The sequence below is a fragment of the Chryseobacterium sp. BGARF1 genome, assembly GCF_001677955.1.
Lineage (GTDB): Bacteria > Bacteroidota > Bacteroidia > Flavobacteriales > Weeksellaceae > Chryseobacterium.
The window spans coordinates 96178-114909 of sequence record NZ_LELA01000092.1; the positions used below are offsets into that span (position 1 = coordinate 96178).

Genomic DNA, 18732 nt, shown 5'->3' on the forward strand with positions numbered 1-18732 from the left:
TTGCCCTGCTCAAAAATAAACTATTAAAGTTAATTATAATTTTAAATAAAAAAATAATAAATATTATGTCTTATTCACCAGCTGCTGCAGACGTAGCAAAATTAAGAAACCAAACAGGTGCAGGTATGATGGACTGCAAGAAAGCTTTAGTTGAAGCAGAAGGAGACTTCGAAAAAGCAGTTGATATCCTTAGAAAAAAAGGACAGAAAGTTGCAGCTAACAGAGCAGACAGAGATTCTTCTGAAGGTGCTGTAATCGCTAGAGTAAACGAAGATAACACTTTAGGTGTTGTTATTTCTCTAAACTGCGAAACTGACTTTGTTGCTAAAAACGAAGCGTTCATCGAGCTAGCTTACGAAATTGCTGAAATGGCTATTTTCGCTGCTACTAAAGAAGAATTATTAGCTACAGATTTCCACGGAATGACTGTTGCTGAAAAATTGATCGAGCAAACTGGAGTTATCGGTGAGAAAATCGAGATTGGTGCATTCGAAAGAATTACAGGTCCTTTCTTGGGAGCTTACATCCACGCTGGAAACAAAATCGCTGCAATCACTGCACTTTCTGCTAAAGTAGACGGAGCTGACGAAGCTGCTAAATCGGTTTCTATGCAGGCTGCTGCTATGAACCCAATCGCTCTTGACGAAACTTCTGTTTCTCAGGAAACGATTGACAAAGAATTGGAAATCGAAAGACACAAATTAACTGAAGAAGGAAAACCTGCAAACATTATCGACAATATCTTGAAAGGTAAAATGCAGAGATTCTACAAAGACAACACTTTGGTACACCAAGATTTCATCAAAGACAGCTCTATTTCTGTAGCTGACTATGTAAAATCTGTAAACGGAGACCTTAAAGTAACAGGATTTGTAAGAGTTAGCTTATAATCACTTTTCAGATTTAAAATATTAATCCCGATGAATTTTTCATCGGGATTTTTTTTGCCTATTATTTCCACATTAGAATATTAACAATATATGAAGGCAATTTTAACTTTTCCACATTTCCAGGAATAATAAAAAAGTGTTAAAAAAATACTCTAAAAAATTGATTATTAATACTTAGATTTGTCGCCCCTTAAATTTAGGCATGAAAAAATATCTACTACTTATTTGCACGTTTTATTGTTTATTATTCAATGCTCAGCTCGATACCGAGCATTGGTTTGCTCCAATGTCTGCAAAAGCAGGAACTGGCGGTCTTGAAGGCTATCTATACTTGTCAACCAATGAAACCACTCCTTTTCCGGTGCAAATTTTCAATAATAATGCTTTGTATACAACGGTTCAGGTAAGCAAAAACAATCCGGCACAAGTAATTATTCCCAATAGTTTTTTGATTGCTTCTGCCCAAAGCCAGTTGTTTACTCCGAATAACATGGGATTGAATGTGAAAGGTTCTAAAAAGTTCTTTGCCAATTACCGATTTGCAATGTCAAATCATGCTGAGATTCTTACTTCAAAAGGTGCAGCAGGTTTAGGGACAACATTTTATGCCGGCGTAGCTCCTATTTCGGGATCAGAAGATCACATGAATGCTACAATTGGAGTTATAGCGACTGAAGACAACACGGTCGTTACTATTTCTGGTTACAACCCTAATATCATATTTTCAGACGGAATATCTTCACCAACAAGAACATTTACACTTAATAAAGGGGAGTCTTATATTCTAGACGTCGTTAGTTCGTCCTCAAATATCAATAAAACAGGGCTGGTAGGAGCAAAAATTGTTGCTACAAAAGCAATTTCTGTGACTAATGGGAACTTTAATGCAGCTTATACTTCTCAAAACCTTACCAATAATGATATTTTGATGGATCAGGCGGTTCCTGTAGATCGTTTAGGAAAAGATTTTGTTGTTGTAAAAGGAAATGGTACGGTGACTTCTCAAATGGAAACGGCTTTGATTATTGCGACAGAAAATAATACACAGATTACCTTTAATGGAACCGGAGCTACAACGACTCTTAATGAAGGACAATACTATTTAGTCCCTAGTGCACGATACCAAAATCAAGGAAATGGTCATTATAATATGAATATTTCTTCAAACAAAAATGTATATGTTTACCAGCTTCTATCGGGTGCTACCAACGGAAATGAATACGCTTCTGGAGGAATGAATTTCATCCCGCCATTAAGTTGTTTTCTCCCTAATAAAATTGACGAAATAGGATTTATCAACAGAATTGGAGGTCAAACATTTGCTACAAGATTAAATATTATTACCCAAGCAGGAGCTACGGTAACTTTAAACGGAGGAGCTATTACAGCCGGAAACGGACCTTATCCTGTGACAGGAAATCCTAACTGGGTAAGTTATTCTATTCAAAATGTTACTGGAAATGTAACATTAAATTCCACGAAGGCAATGACTGCAGGAATTGCTGCAGGAAGCGGTGCTGTAGGATATGGTGGATATTTTGCTGGATTTTCTTCCGTTCCGGCAATTAGTAAAACCGGTGATTGCTATGCAGGAATTCTTTTGCAAGTCGATAATAATTACGATGGTTATCAATGGTATTTAAATGGAGTTGCAATACCGGGAGCAACTACTTTTTCTATTAATCCTGAATTGTATGGTGCAGGAGCTTATACTTGCTCAGTTACTAAGAACAACTGTGAAACAAAATTGACAACAATATACAATTATACCCTTTGTCCGCCAATTTCCACCACAACTTTTACAATCGGGTCTTGTAACACCAAAGTGATCACTCCGGTATTTACGACTTCTACACAAACCATTATTCCATCATTAACTGCAATTATTTCTCAGCCAACGAATGGTACTGCAACAGTAAATCCAACCACAGGACAGATTACTTATACACCCAATGCGACGAATGTAAATACAACAGACCAATTTATTTATTATATCCAAGGAAACGGAAACCCTTTTGCTTTTGAATATTTTAAAATTATAATTAATACAGACGTACTTCAGGTAAACAATGCCACAATAAGCATTTGTAATAGCGCTACAGGAAATGGAACCTATAATTTAACTGCTGCAAACATCACATCAGCTATCGGAGCCAATATTACATATTTTACCAATGCAAATTTAACAGGTCAAATTACTGATCCAACCAATTATACAGGCCCTGCAGGAATTATTTATGCCAATGTAACTTCGGCATACGGATGTTCTAAAGTTGCCCAGATTACGTTGATTATGAATCCAGCTCCAAACATCAACACAAGCACTTATAATGCAGAATTTTGTGATGATAATTTTTCTGGAGTTATTAATATAAACTTTGCAACAGTTACGCCACAGATTGTTACCAATTCAGCAAATTTTACCGTAAAATATTATTTAAATCAGACTGATGCAACCGCAGGAAATAACAATACATTGCCTGCCAACTGGAGCTACACTTCGAATACAACAGTTTATGTAAGAGTTGAAAGTACCAACGGATGTCCTCCTGCATTTGGACAAATTAATTTTGTTATTAAAAACAAAGTTCCTTTGTTAACTCCAACGAACGTATTAGAAATTTGCGATACCGATATGAATGGATCTGAAACAGTCAATCTAAATAATTATAAAAATATTTTTACCACAGATCCTGTAACCACCGTTACCTTCCACAATAGTTTGGCAGATGCACAATCTGGTGCCAACGCAATTCCTACAACACAAACCATCAATAATGGAACAACGGGAACTTTTTATTTAAGATTTACGAATGCAACACAGTGTTTTAATACTGCTAATTTAGCAATCAAAGTGAATGCTGTACCTACCATCAATATTGCGAATTTTAATAGTAATCTTTGTGATGATAATTTGGATGGAATTGTAAATGTAAATTTCTCTACTATTACTCCTCAAATTGTAGCAAACTCAGGAAGTTTTACAGTAAGATATTATTTAAATCAAACTGATGCAAATGCAGGAAATAACAACACACTTCCAACCAACTGGACCTATACAGCAAACACGACTGTTTATGTAAGAGTAGACGGATCAAGTACGGTTTGCCCTTCATCTTTCGGACAAATCAATTTTAAAATCGGTAATAAAATTACTTTATTAGCTACAAACTTTACTGCTGAAATTTGTGATAATGATTTAAACGGTTCGCAAAGTGCTAATCTTAATGATTATAAAAATCAGTTTACTACAGACCCTTCTGTGACATTAACTTACCATGCAACTTTGACTGATGCACAATCAGGAATCAATGGATTAGCAGTAAACCCGATCATCACAAGTCCGGTTACATTTTATATTAGATTCACGAGTAATAACGGATGTCCGAATACTGCAACATTGAAGATCAGTTTAAGAAATCCAAAAAAATCTACTGTTTTGAAAGATCAGGTGATTTGTTCAAATGACAAAGTAACTTTAAATGCTGGTGACGGATTTACATCTTATCTATGGAGTACAGGCGCTACAACTTCTACCACTACAGTAGGTGTAGGAACTTATTTTGTAGATTTAGGTTTTAACGGCTGTGTTTACAGACAAACCGTAACGGTAACTGCGGCACAAACTCCGACTATTACAAGCATTATCGTTACAGGAACCAGTGCCACAATCAATGTTACAGGAGGTACTGCACCTTATCAATATTCTTTAAATGGTTCAGATTATCAAAATTCTAATGTATTTACCGGATTAACGAGAGGCCCATACAAAGTGTATGTCATTGGAAGAGATGCTTGTCAACCTGTTATCAAAGATTTTTTAATTTTAAATTTAATCAATACCATCACGCCAAACGGAGACGGAAGAAATGATATGTTAGATTATTCAGATTTAAAAATAAAAGAGCAGGTAAGCATTGAAGTAGTTGACCGATATGGAGCAGCCGTTTATAAATCTTCTGGCAACAATTACAAATGGGATGGAAAATCTAGTGGAAGAAATCTATCAACAGGGACATATTGGTATATTCTTAAGTGGATTGAGCCTGATACAAAATTACCAGTTTCACACTCTGGGTGGCTTTTAATAAAGAATCGAGAGTAAATATTAAATTTTGTTTATGATTTATTAACAATATATTAAATATTATTTTAATTTTGTACAAATCCTAATTCCATAATTTTATGAAAAGATTTCTACTTAGCTTAGTATTAATACTCAGCATGTTTACGTCTCTGCATGCGCAGAGAGATACAGAACATTGGATAGCCCCGTTTCATTATAAAACAGGCTATACACAAGCTGTATATCTATCTACTGACTCAGTAATACCTTTCAATGTTGAGATTCTCAGCAATAATGCTTCTATTGTACCCGTAGGGACAGTTATTACAATCAGTAAAGGCAATCCGGTGAGCTTTCCAATCCCAGTAACAAATATCTCAACGAATGCTGCGTCTGAGACATTTAATGTAATCACAAAAGGATTATATCTTAAAGGAGCAAAACCTTTCTACTGTACATTAAGAATGGTAAGCGGCCAAACACATGCTGAAATTGTTACCAGTAAAGGAAAGGCGGGTCTTGGAAAAGAATTTTTTGTAGCCAATACTCCATCTATTGCAACATCTAATGGTTTTACTGCCGGAGTTTTGGCAACTGAAAACAATACTGTTGTCACCGCAACATGGAATGGCGCTATAACATTTATTGGAGCTCCTACTAATCCTGCTCCTACTAATACCCACACTTTTACATTAAATAAAGGCCAATCTTTCATTTTTGCAGGTAATGCAGGAACCAATGCTCCTTTTATGGGAGCAAAAATTGTTGCAGACAGACCTATAACTCTTACCAACGGAAACGTAAACGGTAATTTTGGAGACACTGGTACGGGTTCAGGATCTGATGCAATTTTAGATCAATCTGTTCCCACAGAAAGATTAGGGAATACTTTTGCAATGATAAGAACACGATCTACCGCCCCCGATCTTGAAGGAGGTATTATTGTAGCTACAGAAAACAATACTGAAGTTTACCTTAACGGGTCTACTACTTCAGTGGCAACGTTACAACAAGGACAATGGTACAGAATCCTAGGAGATCAGTATATTCCTCAAGGTACAGGAACTCACGCTAATATGTTCATAAGTACTTCTAAAAATGTTTATTTATATCAATTGGTTTCTGTAACTAACAACAGTGCTACTTGTGGTTTTAACTATATTCCACCACTCAACTGTTTCCTTCCTAGAAAAATTGATGAAATAGCATTAATTAACGAAATGCCACTTCCCGGTGGCCCTACACCTACGGATATGTTAATTAAACTTAACATTATCACAGAAGCTGGTGCTACTGTTACTTATACGACTAATGGCGGTGCACCAATAACTCCTACTGCTGCGCAAGGACCTTTCCAGCTCCAAGGAAATACAGCTTGGGAAGCCTATGCGATTGAAGGCGTACAGGGCAACTTAACCATTCAGTCTACAAAAGCCGTTACTGCCGGTATTAATGGTGGATACAGTACATCCGGATATGGAGGATATTTTGCAGGATTTTCATCAATTCCGATTATTTCTAAACAAGTAGGTGAATGTATTCCAGGAATTATTCTGGAAGTGGATGACGGTTATGACAGCTATCAATGGTATTTAAATGGAGTAGCAATTCCAGGGGCAACTTCTCACACCTACACTCCAACAGTTGCTGGAAACTATACTGTGAAAGTAACGATGGGAACTTGTCCAGCGCTAACAACACCAATATATAAAGTCTTCAATTGTTTGGCGCAAACTACAAAAAATATCAATATTTGTGGTACCAAAGCAATTGTTCCAGCATTTTCAAACTCAACTCAGGTTCCTGTACCAAGTACAGTTCAGATTATTACACAACCTACAAAAGGAATAGCAACGCTTAATCCAGCTACAGGAGTAATAACATATGTTCCAAATGTAGGATCTATAGGAGTTGATCAAATTGTTTATAAATTCTGTGGTAATGCTCCTGAATTTGTAGATTGTGAGCAAATAACTTTAAATTTAAACGTAGTTCCATTTGTACTTACAGACAGAACTATCTATGCATGTCAATACGCAGGAAACGGATTTTTTGATTTAACTACCGCAAATGTTACTGACAATGTAGTACCAACAACAAAAAAATTCTATACTACTTTAGCAAACTTAGAAGCTAATACAAATCAAATTACTAATCCAACAAATTATTTCTCAGGTTTAGGTTCAGTATATGTAAGGGTTTTAACAGCTGAAGGATGTGTAGGAAATGCTAAAATTACTTTAGATTTCTTCCCTACTCCGGTAGTTAAAGAAGATACTTTAACAGAATGTTTCTTAGAAAACAACGAAACCAAAGGTAGATTTAATCTAGTGAGTGCTAATATAACTGCTGAATTACCAGTTACAAAAAAATTCTATCCTACATGGGTAGATGCAAGCAATGGAACCAATGAAATTGTAGGAGTTGACACTTATATTTCTGGAAACGGATCAGTGTATGCAAGAGTTTTCAACTCGCATGACTGCTATGCAATCGCTAAAATCAATCTGAAAGTGACTCCACCAAAAAGATCACCGATATTGGTTGATAAATACATTTGTATTGATGACAGAACAACGCTAGATGCCGGTCCTGGTTACCAATCTTACCGTTGGAGCACTGGGGCAACTACACAATCAATCGTAGGATTAGCCGTAGGTGATTACTGGGTAATTCTTCAAGATTCTGGATGTTCTGTAAAACAATTTGTAAGCGTGAAGAAGGCGCAAGACCCAGTCATTACTTCAATTGAGATTTCTAACAATACAGCTACCGTGATTGTAACTGGAGGAGTAGCTCCATATCAATTCTCAGCAGACGGAGTAACTTGGCAAGATTCTAATGTGTTTACCAATCTTACGAGAGGACAGCATACATTCTATGTAAAAGATTCTTTCAATTGTACCCCTATTTCTGTGGAAGTTACGGTACCTAATTTAGTGAATGCAATTACCCCTAACGGAGACAACGTAAATGATTACGTTGACTACAGAGAGTTAGCATATAAGGATAATCTTATCTTCGTAATTTATGATAGATATGGTAACAAAATATTCACAGGGGATAAATCTAATAATTACCGATGGGACGGAACCCATGCTAATAAAAAGATTGTTACCGGAACCTATTGGTACCACATCAGCTGGAATGAACCTAACGAAGCAAAAACTCCAATTAAATATACCGGTTGGATTTTAGTAAAGAATAGAGAATAAGAATCATTTTTTAATATCAAGCCACAACTTAACGGTTGTGGCTTTTTTTTGCCTATTTCTTAATTATTTTTTTATTTTTCATGTTTTTTTTACAGTCCTTTTAAATTATTCTATTATTTTTGTAAAAATCCTAATTCTACATTATGAGAAAACTTTTACTCACTTTTTTATTAATGCTTTTTAGCAGCAATATACTTTTTGCTCAGAGAGATACAGACCACTGGTTTGCGCCCTATTTTGATAGTCAAAACAGCACTCCATACATTCACACCCTTTATTTTTCTACAGATGCAGTCGCCCCTTTTGAAGTAAAAATCTTTAATAACAATACCCAGATAGGAGCAGTTACAATCAGTAAAAATAACCCACAATCATTTCCTCTACCAGCACAGTATATTTGGACAGATAATGACAGTAATGCATCTACTCCAGTCAATATGGGAGTTTATACCAAAGGTACCAAGCCTTATTTTGCATCATTAAGAGCTGCTATGGGTGCACATGGTGAAATTATCACATCAAAAGGTAAAGCAGGAATAGGAACAAAATTTTATGCAGCGGCGGCTCCTATCACAACCACATCTAGCACTCATAATTTCACAACCGGAATTATGGCAACCGAAGATGCTACGACAGTAACAGTTTCGGGATATGACGCAAATGTTCAGTTTGTAAATAATACAACCCCTCCACTTACATTAACGTTCACTTTAAATAAAGGACAGTCTTATATTTTAGCAGGACAAGCCAATGTTGTAGCAAATAGAGATGGTTTTATTGGATCAAAAATTGTGTCCACAAAACCAATTTCCGTAACCAATGGAAATGCAAATGCAATGTATGCTACAGGACAAACAAGTAACGGCTCCGATCTTATTATGGATCAATCTGTTCCCGTAGACCGTCTTGGAGACGAGTTTGCCATGGTAAGAAGTTTATCTCCGATTCCTTCATTCAATACTGAAGGAGGTATCATTGTTGCAACCGAAAACAATACCGAAATTTACCTTAATGGGAATGGAACGCCAGTAGCAACGCTAGCTGAAGGAGACTATTATAGAATTCTAGAGAATAATTATGTACAGCAGGGTACAAGCGGGCACTACAACATGTATATAAAAGCAACTAAAAATATTTATTTATATCAATTAGTTGGAAGAACAGGTACAGAAACAGGAGGTTATAACTATATCCCCCCATTGAACTGCTTTTTGCCAAGAAAAATCGATGAGATTGGTAAAGTACAAGAAATGCCTGGCTCATCAGGACCAATTGTTTTAAAGCTTAATATCCTTACCGAAGCAGGGGCAGTTGTTACTTATTCTACTAATGGTGGTGCACCAATAACTCCTACTGCCGCACAAGGCCCATTCCCACTTACAGGAAACACCAACTGGGTAACGTATGCAATACAACCCATTACAGGAAACCTAACGATTACTTCTACAAAAGCAGTTACTGCAGGAATTAATGGAGGATATAACTCTGCAGGATATGGAGGATATTTTGCAGGTTTCTCTTCAATTCCGCTTATTGCAAGACAAACAGGAGAATGTATCCCTGGATTGATTTTAGAAGTAGATGACAGTTATGATACTTATCAGTGGTACAAAAACGACATTGCAATTCCTGGAGCCAATGGGAATACGTATACCCCACCTACTTCAGGTAATTACACCGTAAAAATTACAGTAGGAACTTGTCTTCCGGCAATTACTCCTGTATTTAAAGTATTCACTTGTCTTGAGAAAACTGCTAAGACTAGAACTGTGTGTGAAGGATATTTAAATATTGTTCCACAATTTACGACGTCTTCACAGTTATTTACACCAGGCAGCGTTCAGATTATTACCCCACCAGCCAATGGTACGGCAATCATCAATCCTACAACTGGAGTAATAGGATATACTCCAAGCAATGGCTTTGTAGGAACAGATACAATTGTTTATAAATTCTGCGGAAACGATCCAGAATTTGTAGATTGTGAAGAAATTACCCTTACACTGACTGTAACAGAAAGCCCTGTGGTAAATGATGCTACATTAAGAACTTGTTTCTTAGAAGAAAATATCGCAACAGGATTGTTTAATCTTACAAATGCTAACGTAACCGGTCAACTTGGAATTACTAAAACATATTATCCATCATTAACGGATGCTAATAACCAAACGAATGAAATCTTGGTTCCTGATCATTATATTGCTCCAAATGGTGTCGTTTACATCAGAGTAACTAATGCAAACGGATGTTATCGTGTGGCAAAAGTAACCTTAGTAGTTTTAGCACCTGTAGAGTCTGCTATATTGGTTGATAAAATAATATGTATCGAAGACAAAACAGTATTAGACGCGGGGCCAGGGTTTGCATCATACCTATGGAGCACAGGAGCTACTACACAAACAATCTCAGACGTTGGAGTAGGAACCTACTGGGTAAAATTGAAAACAGGAGACTGTACGACAAAACAAGCGGTAAAAGTTTATGCTTCTGAGCAGCCAGTTATTACAAACATTGAAGTTTCTGGTACAACCATTACAGTGTATGCTACAGGAGGTGTTGCTCCTTACGAATATTCAATAAACAATATCGATTTTCAGCCTTCAAACATATTTACAGATCTTCCGAGAGGTGATATTAAAGTATATGTAAGAGATACCTATAAATGTATCCCGATTGAAGTAGGAGTTACAATCCCTAACATCGTTAACGTAATTACGCCAAACGGAGACGGAGTAAATGATATCTTAGATTATTCTGCCCTTGCGAATAAATCTAATCTGGTATTAGGAATCTTTGACCGTTATGGAGTGAAAATTTTTGAAGGAAATAAAGAAACCGGTTATAAATGGGACGGAACAATTAATAAAACCAAAAAAGTTTCTACAGGAAATTACTGGTTCAGTATTACTTGGAATGAGCCAAAAACCAAAACTCCAATTAAATTCTCAGGCTGGATTTTAGTAAAAAACAGAGAATAATCAATTTTTTAAATCAAATATTATTAAAAACCACGATAGCTTATCGTGGTTTTTGTTTATTTTTAAAACTATTAACGTATTTTATTATTAAATTTGTGGTAAAATCGAGTCCAAAATGAAGAAAATTCTATCTTTTTTCCTTATTTTTTATATATTCTCTACTTCACTTGCTCAATTGGATAGGGAACATTGGTTTGCTCCTATGGTAGATCGTACAGGAAACCCAAATCCTTATCAAAAACTTTATCTATCAACCAATCGTACGACTCCATTTGTTGTTACAATATACAATAACAACATTGTTATTGGTACAGTGACCATTAGTAAAAATAATCCGCAAAAATTTGATGTCCTTCGAGATTACATTATTACGACTCAGCAAACAGATCTGTTTACTCCAACCTCAAAAGGTTTATATGTAAAGGCAGATTTTCCTTTTTATGTCAATCTAAGATTTTCGGTTTTTAATCACGCCGAGATTATTACATCAAAAGGAATCGCCTCTACCGGCACTACTTTTCATGTTGCAACAGCTCCTATTACCGTGGCTAATAGTATTCTTAATTTTATGACGAGTGTTTTGGCAACTGAAGACAATACAACAGTTACCATATCCGGCTACAAAAACACAGTACAGTTTTCGAATGGGACAACAGGAGCAACTACCCCTACTCTTACTTTCACTTTAAACAAAGGTCAGTCTTATATCATTGATGGTATTGGTGATCTTACCGGAAATTTTGACGGATTTATTGGAGCTAAAATTGTCGCCACAAAACCAGTTAACATCACCAACGGAAACTTCAACGGACAATATGCCGGAAACAATCCTACCAGTTCTGATATTTTGATGGATCAGTCGATACCGGTCAGCCAGCTTGGGACTACTTTTGCACTTGTAAAAGGTAACGGAAATATCGGAAGCAATATGGAAGGCGCATTGGTAATAGCCACCCAAGACAATACTCTAGTGTATGTAAATAATGAATTAACACCCGTTGCCAACCTGAATACCGGACAGTATTTTGTAATACCTGATACAAAATACCAACTTCAGGGAACTTCTCATTACAATCTTTATGTTGTCACAAGCAAAAATGCTTACGTTTACCAAATACTTGCCGGAGCAGCTACTACAGGAAACGAGGTCGCAACTGGTGGTTTTAATTTCATTCCAGCGCTTAACTGCTATCTTCCAAAGCAAATCGATGAGATTGGGCTTATTAACGAAAACTTTGTACATACCAATGTTAATCCTGCAGGAATTCTAGCAATTCCGACAAAACTAAATCTTATTACCGAAAGAGGTGCTACCGTTTTTGTAAATGGAGCTCCTCCTCCAGCAGGAACAGGCCCTTTTGATATGACAGGTACCACCAACTGGGTAACCTACGGTATTCCCAATACAACCGGAACAATTACCGTAAATTCAACAAAAGCAATTACAGCAGGAATTACAGCAGGAAGTGATGCCGTAGGATATGGTGGATTCTTTGCAGGATTCTCAACACAACCCATCATTTTAAAATCTGGTGGAGATTGTGTACCTGGGATTGTACTTACTGTAGACCCGATTATCTATGATTCTTATCAATGGTATGTAGGCGGAGTTCTTATTGTGGGAGCCAACTCACCTAGTTACACTCCTACCGGCTCTGGAAATTACACCTGTTCGGTAACTATGGGAACCTGTGCTCCATTGATTACAGCACCTTTCAAGGTTTTAAACTGTATGAAGCAATCGGCTGTCACTTATGATATCTGTGAGACAAAAGTTATTACCCCTGTATTTACGACTTCTACACAAACTCCAGTTGCCTCAACGGTTGCCATTACCACCGCACCAACTTTAGGAACCGCAACCATTAATACAACTACAGGAGTTATCACCTATACCGTAACCAATCCTTCTGTTACAGGAACAGACACTCTTGTTTACACCTTCTGCGGAAATAATCCTAACTTTCCGGATTGCGAAACGGTTACTGTAACCCTTAATATTCGTCCGGTAACCGTAAATAATGCAACATTAAGTGCTTGTAATATAAACGGAAACGGAACTTTTAATCTTACTTCAGCGATTGTTACCACAAACACACCGGTAACCATTACTTATTATCCATCTTTACTTGACGCACAAAATGAAAATTTAACTGCATTAATAGCTGTTCCCACTACCTATTCTGCTCCGAATGGAACTATCGTTTATGCTGTAGTAAAAAATGCTACAGGCTGTAAAAGTATTGCACAGATTACTTTAAATTTATTCCCTTTAGCGATAGTAATTCCTGCAAATATGGGAAATCAGTGTGATGAAAATATGGATGGAACCGTAAATATCGTACTATCAGACATTACACAATTGATATTAAATAACCCTACCTATTTTACCAATGTAAGATATTATGCCCTTTTAGCCGATGCCAATTTAGGAAATGCTGCTACGCTTCCCAATAACTGGAGTTACAACACCAATACTACAATTTACATTCGAGTAGATTCTCCCGATGGATGCGCACCGGTGATTCAGCAGGTTAATTTTACCGTAGGAACAAAGCTTACTTTAATTAGAAATACGCTTACCACTACTTTTTGCGATGATGATTTAGATGGAGTAAAACCAATGGATTTATCATTTTTCTTAAATCAGTTTACCATAGACCCTTTGGTAGGAGTTAGCTATCATACAACTCTTGCAGATGCCCAAAATGATGTTGCACCAATTAGTAGTGCTGTGACACTTACCGGATCTCATGTGTACTACATAAGATTTGAAAAAAGTGGTTTCTGCCCCGATGTAGCAACACTAAGAATCACTCTTAAAACCCCTAAAAAATCTGACATTTTATTAAATAAAGTAGTGTGCCCAAATACCACCACAACCTTAGACGCAGGCTCTGGTTTTGACGCCTATCTTTGGAGCACAGGAGATACAACACCATCGATTTCCAATGTTCCAGCTGGTAATTATTGGGTTGAACTTACTTTTGACGGTTGCGTTTACAGACAATTTGTAAATGTTTCTGCCTCTACATTACCTGTAATTACATTAATTGATATTAACGGATCTACCATAACAATCACGGTGACGGGCGGTACACCTGCTTATGAATATTCTTTAGATGGCTTTTTTTGGCAGCCGTCTAATATATTTACCAATGTAAAAAGAGGAACGTACACCATCTATGTGAGAGATTCTCTGAATTGCGGTATAGTGAAACAAGACTTCGTCATCATTAATTTAATTAATACAATAACACCCAATGGTGATGGCAGAAATGACGAAATAGATTATTCCGCATTAATGGGTAAAGACAATCTTGAATTTAGAATTTTCGATAGATATGGCGCTGAACTTTTCCGTGGTACGCCTTCCAATAAATTTACTTGGGATGGGAACATGAAAGGAAGACCTGTTTCTACAGCAACATATTGGTATTTCATTAGCTGGACAGAGCTTGGCAATGTAACGAGTGTAAAATACTCGAGTTGGTTATTGGTGAAACACAGAAATAACAGTCTTTGGGACAAATAATTAAAAATTTTAATCCTAAAAAACGATATTCTATAACATACATTAACAGTTTAATATAAAGTTTAATATAACTTTAACCACGTATTGATAAATCTCACATAAGAACTCACCTAATTCTTATGTAATTTTGCAAGACATATGAAGAAACTTTTTATCATTTTATTGTTGGTTATTATAAGTAAGATGAATGCACAGAATTATTCCGGTGAAGTCTTTTTACGAGACAATTCCGTGCTTTACCTTAATCAGGTGTATGTCACCAATCTTACCACACTCAAAACAGTATTAACTAGCTATAGCGGAGAATTTAATATAAAAGCAGAACCCGGAGATATCATTCGCTTTACATCAATTATTACCGAAAGAAAAGATGTAAAACTAACGCCACAAATGTTGACCACTAAAAACCTAGTTGAATTAAAAGTAGCATATTACGATATTCAGGAAGTTGTTATCAGCAGATTCCGACCTACCGGAAATTTGAGATATGATGTCAACTCTATCCGCAAAGAAGATAAAGCTCTTGCCTTAAAAAAGGTAATTGGCCTTCCCGAGCCTAAAGGCGATGGTACTTCACCTGTTCTTCCTGTTGCAGGCCTGAGAGACGGAGGTCTTACCTTTAGTCTTGAAAGTATATTTGATATTCTTTCGGGTGATCGTAAGAAAAAGCAGCGACTGGTGGCTTATGAAAGAATGAATAACTCTGTAACCAGTATTAAAAACTACTTGGGTACTGATTATTTTACAAGGCTTAAAATTCCTGAAAATCTTATTGATAACTTTTTACAGTTTATCTATACTTCCGAAAACATTGAAGTATATGTGCAAGCAGGAAATTTTGAAGCCATAAAATTACCTATCGAAAAATATCTTCCAATTTATCAAAGAAGATTAAAAAATTCTCATCTTCAAGATATTGTAAAATAATATTGTAAAGAGTTTTCCCGTTAAAAAAAATCATTAACAAAAAAACATAACATTTTAAGCAGTAGTCTTTTTTTAAATTTGTTTAATTTTACAAAAAACGTCTATTCATCACGAGTTTAAACAATTTAAAAGTTGGTTCAAACCGTAAAAACTAAATTTATTATTCAATGAAAAAGTTCTTTTTACTTTTCACTACTTTACTATTTCTTACATTTTCGGCGCAGAATAAGGCTAAAGATTACAGTAACATCCTTAAAAGCAAGAATATTTATGAAATCAATGCTTTCCTGAGAGATGCCCATCCAGACGACCCTCGCCGATCTGTTTTAAAACCGAGAGTAATGGATTTTATGAAAGAGTATATCAAAAATGCTCCACCGGGCGATAAAAAAGTACGCGAGATGCAAGAAAATCTTGCAAGGCTAAAAACCGGACCGTCTACAAAAGTCTCTTTCGAGGAGATGAATGCTGCAATCAAGCAGAAACAAATTTTAAAATATCAAAAGCAATTACAAGTTGGTCAATCAGCAATAGTCTATACACGCAGTTCTGCCCAAAGTGTATATGTTACCGCTTCGGGAGCAAAGAATACTAAAGTGATTGCAGATACAGAAGCATCAGAATTTAATATGTTGATGGGAGAAAACCCTCTGGAGCATAAAAATAAAACAGTAAAAATCCTGAACTCTTTATTTGACAATGATCCTAATGCAAAAGAATGCATCGTAATGATTGAAAATAAGTCTGACTGTAATATCATTGTAAGGATTGAAGGTATCGGAAATACAAAATACAGGCTTCCGGTTCCGGCTCACGGAGACAATTCTATCGTGGTAGAAAAAGGAGATTACCTATTCACAAGTATTGTTTGCGGAGCACAATATGCCTCACAAAAAACAATTCAGAAGCCACTATTGGTAGCATTGGGAAGCTCATCAAAATAGATCTGGGAATCTGTTACTTTTCGTTTCAATTAAAAATTTAAATGCTGCATAATTTTCGTAATTTTGCAGCATTTCATATATATTTCATGGGCAAAAACAAATTAAGAAGATTCGCTGAAAATAAAAAATTATCAAACGTCATTCAACCGACAAGAGATGAAGCCCTTACCGGTTTTGAACTTAAAGGAAACTGGAGAAAAGATTTCTTTAAAAACGACCAACCTATTGTTTTGGAGTTAGGTTGTGGAAAAGGAGAATATACAGTAGGTCTTGCAAAAACTTTTACCGATAAAAACTTTATCGGGATAGATATTAAAGGCGCAAGATTCTGGTTCGGAGCTAAAGAAGCGGCAGAAAACGGCATGAACAATGTTGGCTTTCTAAGATCTCAAATTGAATTGGTTGAATATTATTTTGCCGAAAATGAAGTGGATGAAATTTGGATTACTTTTCCAGATCCGCAGATCAAATATAAACGTACCAAGCATAGATTAACCCACCCTGACTTTCTTGAGAGATACAAGAAGTTTTTAAAACCAGGAGGAATTGTACATTTAAAAACCGATTCAGAATTTTTGCACGGTTATACTTTGGGATATTTACAAGGGGCAGGCTACGAAATTATCTCAGCGCATCATGACATCTACGGAGCTTTAGAATACGAGCCCAACACGCCTCATCTAAGAGACATCCGAACGTATTATGAAGAATTGTTTTCAGCAAAAGGAAAAACAATTACTTATATAAAATTTAAGATCAATTAAATCGATATTGAAGCTGCAAGTTATTTTGCAGCTTTTTTTACGACAATAAAGCAAGCTTTTCTGAGTTTAATAAAAAGTTTAAATTTACTTCCAGAAAATATTAACATGAAAAAGCTTCTTCTCTTTTCTCTTTTTATCATCCTATTTCTCAATAGTTGCAGCATTACAAATTATAATTCCAAACGACCAATATATAAGTCTTCTCCAGTCAATCCAAATAGCGGCATACATATTAATCCTAATGCACAAACAGAAAGAGAGTTTCAAGCATTAATAAAGACCTACAAACCTGAAACTGCAGAAGTTTTAAACAGTCTGTTGAATGATTCTTCAAACAGTCCAACCGTTTCGATTTCTGTAGAAAATAATTCGAACTGCAATATGGTTTTAACGATCAGTGGTAAAAATTATTTCAAAAAAATTCCTATTGCAGCTCATAAAACAGGTGCAGCAATGGTCCCAAAAAATCAGAATTACAACTTATCAGGAATGCTTTGCAACTCCCTGTATGAGAAAACAAAGTTTATTACAAATTCTTTCAGTATAAAATTATCAAACTAAACAATTATTACAATAATTGTTTAACTTTGTGATTAACAAAAAGTTTTGATTAGTAGTCAGAATTTATTAAAACACAATTTGATGAAGAAAAAAACACTTGCTTTTTTCTTCTTTAATCTCATTTTTTCATCCTGCGCCAGTAATAGTACTGCCAAAGGTGATATCCTGAAAAGTACAAATATCAATGAGATTGAAGAATATCTCGGGAAAACACATCCTGAAGATCCGAAAAAAAGAATTCTAAAACAGCATGTCATCGCATTGAAAAATGCAGAGTGGACAAAAGGTGCGAAAAATGCAAAACCAATGGAAGCAAGACCTGTTTTCATGGAATTACCCGATGCTTTAAGTCATAAGAAAGACAGTGAAGCTAATCAGGAAGTTTTCAGAAAGCTTCTATCTGAAACTTCAGAAGAACATAAGGAAAAGACAAAAATGCTCCTCAATAACATGTTTAATGAAGACATTAGCAATAATGAGATTATTCTTTTGCTCAAAAATAATTCTGACTGCGATTTGGTTTTAGAAATATCAGGAAAGAAATTTTACAACCTTGCTGTTCCGGCGAGAGGAGAAAATTTCATTGTCTTAGATAAAGATACTTATAGCTTTTCAGGAAACCTTTGTGATGTAAAATATAAAAGCTCAAAAGATGTTAATAAAAGTCTTGTTGTCGTCTTACAAAATCCAGGATTCAAAGCAACAGATACTAAAGATCTAATTGCTGAAAACAAACCCGGCAAAAATTTAGAAAACACGCAAAATAAACAAGTTTTGATGACTAAAAAAAAGAAGAAAAAATAGTCTCTTTTTAAGCTATAACAAACAAAAACCGCTGAATACATTCAGCGG

At 35.7% G+C, this 18732-nt stretch carries 10 protein-coding genes; all 10 read left to right on the forward strand.

Annotation, left to right across the window (positions count from 1 at the left end):
* Positions 1–65: 65 nt before the first annotated feature.
* The 10 genes from tsf (at position 66) to AB671_RS17825 (ending at position 18684) form a co-directional block, all read left to right on the forward strand.
* Complete coding sequence (tsf, locus tag AB671_RS17780; protein WP_066674778.1) at positions 66–890, forward strand: translation elongation factor Ts; 825 nt, start codon at positions 66–68, stop codon at positions 888–890.
* A 202-nt stretch (positions 891–1092) separates the two neighbouring features.
* The gene (locus AB671_RS17785; protein ID WP_082987348.1) at positions 1093–4995 is read left to right on the forward strand and encodes a gliding motility-associated C-terminal domain-containing protein; all 3903 of its coding nucleotides are present in this window, start codon (positions 1093–1095) and stop codon (positions 4993–4995) included.
* A gap of 80 nt (positions 4996–5075) precedes the next feature.
* Complete coding sequence (locus AB671_RS17790; protein ID WP_066674782.1) at positions 5076–8171, forward strand: T9SS type B sorting domain-containing protein; 3096 nt, start codon at positions 5076–5078, stop codon at positions 8169–8171.
* A gap of 143 nt (positions 8172–8314) precedes the next feature.
* Positions 8315–11149, forward strand: a complete 2835-nt coding sequence (locus tag AB671_RS17795) for a gliding motility-associated C-terminal domain-containing protein (RefSeq protein ID WP_066674789.1) — start codon at positions 8315–8317, stop codon at positions 11147–11149.
* 115 nt (positions 11150–11264) lie between these two features.
* Positions 11265–14684, forward strand: a complete 3420-nt coding sequence (locus tag AB671_RS17800; RefSeq protein ID WP_066674791.1) for a T9SS type B sorting domain-containing protein — start codon at positions 11265–11267, stop codon at positions 14682–14684.
* A 138-nt stretch (positions 14685–14822) separates the two neighbouring features.
* Positions 14823–15611, forward strand: coding sequence for a hypothetical protein (locus tag AB671_RS17805; RefSeq protein WP_066674793.1), 789 nt, complete (start codon positions 14823–14825; stop codon positions 15609–15611).
* Positions 15612–15778: 167 nt separating this feature from the next.
* On the forward strand, positions 15779–16555 hold the full coding sequence (locus AB671_RS17810) for a DUF6759 domain-containing protein (RefSeq protein WP_066674796.1): 777 nt from the start codon (positions 15779–15781) through the stop codon (positions 16553–16555).
* 86 nt (positions 16556–16641) lie between these two features.
* The gene (gene trmB, locus AB671_RS17815) at positions 16642–17319 is read left to right on the forward strand and encodes a tRNA (guanosine(46)-N7)-methyltransferase TrmB (protein ID WP_066674798.1); all 678 of its coding nucleotides are present in this window, start codon (positions 16642–16644) and stop codon (positions 17317–17319) included.
* Between the two features lie 105 nt (positions 17320–17424).
* Complete coding sequence (locus tag AB671_RS17820; protein ID WP_066674800.1) at positions 17425–17880, forward strand: DUF6759 domain-containing protein; 456 nt, start codon at positions 17425–17427, stop codon at positions 17878–17880.
* A gap of 81 nt (positions 17881–17961) precedes the next feature.
* Entirely contained in the window at positions 17962–18684 is a 723-nt protein-coding gene (locus tag AB671_RS17825; protein WP_066674802.1) for a DUF6759 domain-containing protein, read from the forward strand.
* The last annotated feature ends 48 nt before the right edge of the window (positions 18685–18732 follow it).

Coding starts and splice junctions, on each gene's coding strand:
- tsf (WP_066674778.1), top strand. CDS start 66: ATGTCTTATTCACCAGCTGCTGCAGACGTAGCAAAATTAAGAAACCAA.
- AB671_RS17785 (WP_082987348.1), top strand. CDS start 1,093: ATGAAAAAATATCTACTACTTATTTGCACGTTTTATTGTTTATTATTC.
- AB671_RS17790 (WP_066674782.1), top strand. CDS start 5,076: ATGAAAAGATTTCTACTTAGCTTAGTATTAATACTCAGCATGTTTACG.
- AB671_RS17795 (WP_066674789.1), top strand. CDS start 8,315: ATGAGAAAACTTTTACTCACTTTTTTATTAATGCTTTTTAGCAGCAAT.
- AB671_RS17800 (WP_066674791.1), top strand. CDS start 11,265: ATGAAGAAAATTCTATCTTTTTTCCTTATTTTTTATATATTCTCTACT.
- AB671_RS17805 (WP_066674793.1), top strand. CDS start 14,823: ATGAAGAAACTTTTTATCATTTTATTGTTGGTTATTATAAGTAAGATG.
- AB671_RS17810 (WP_066674796.1), top strand. CDS start 15,779: ATGAAAAAGTTCTTTTTACTTTTCACTACTTTACTATTTCTTACATTT.
- trmB (WP_066674798.1), top strand. CDS start 16,642: ATGGGCAAAAACAAATTAAGAAGATTCGCTGAAAATAAAAAATTATCA.
- AB671_RS17820 (WP_066674800.1), top strand. CDS start 17,425: ATGAAAAAGCTTCTTCTCTTTTCTCTTTTTATCATCCTATTTCTCAAT.
- AB671_RS17825 (WP_066674802.1), top strand. CDS start 17,962: ATGAAGAAAAAAACACTTGCTTTTTTCTTCTTTAATCTCATTTTTTCA.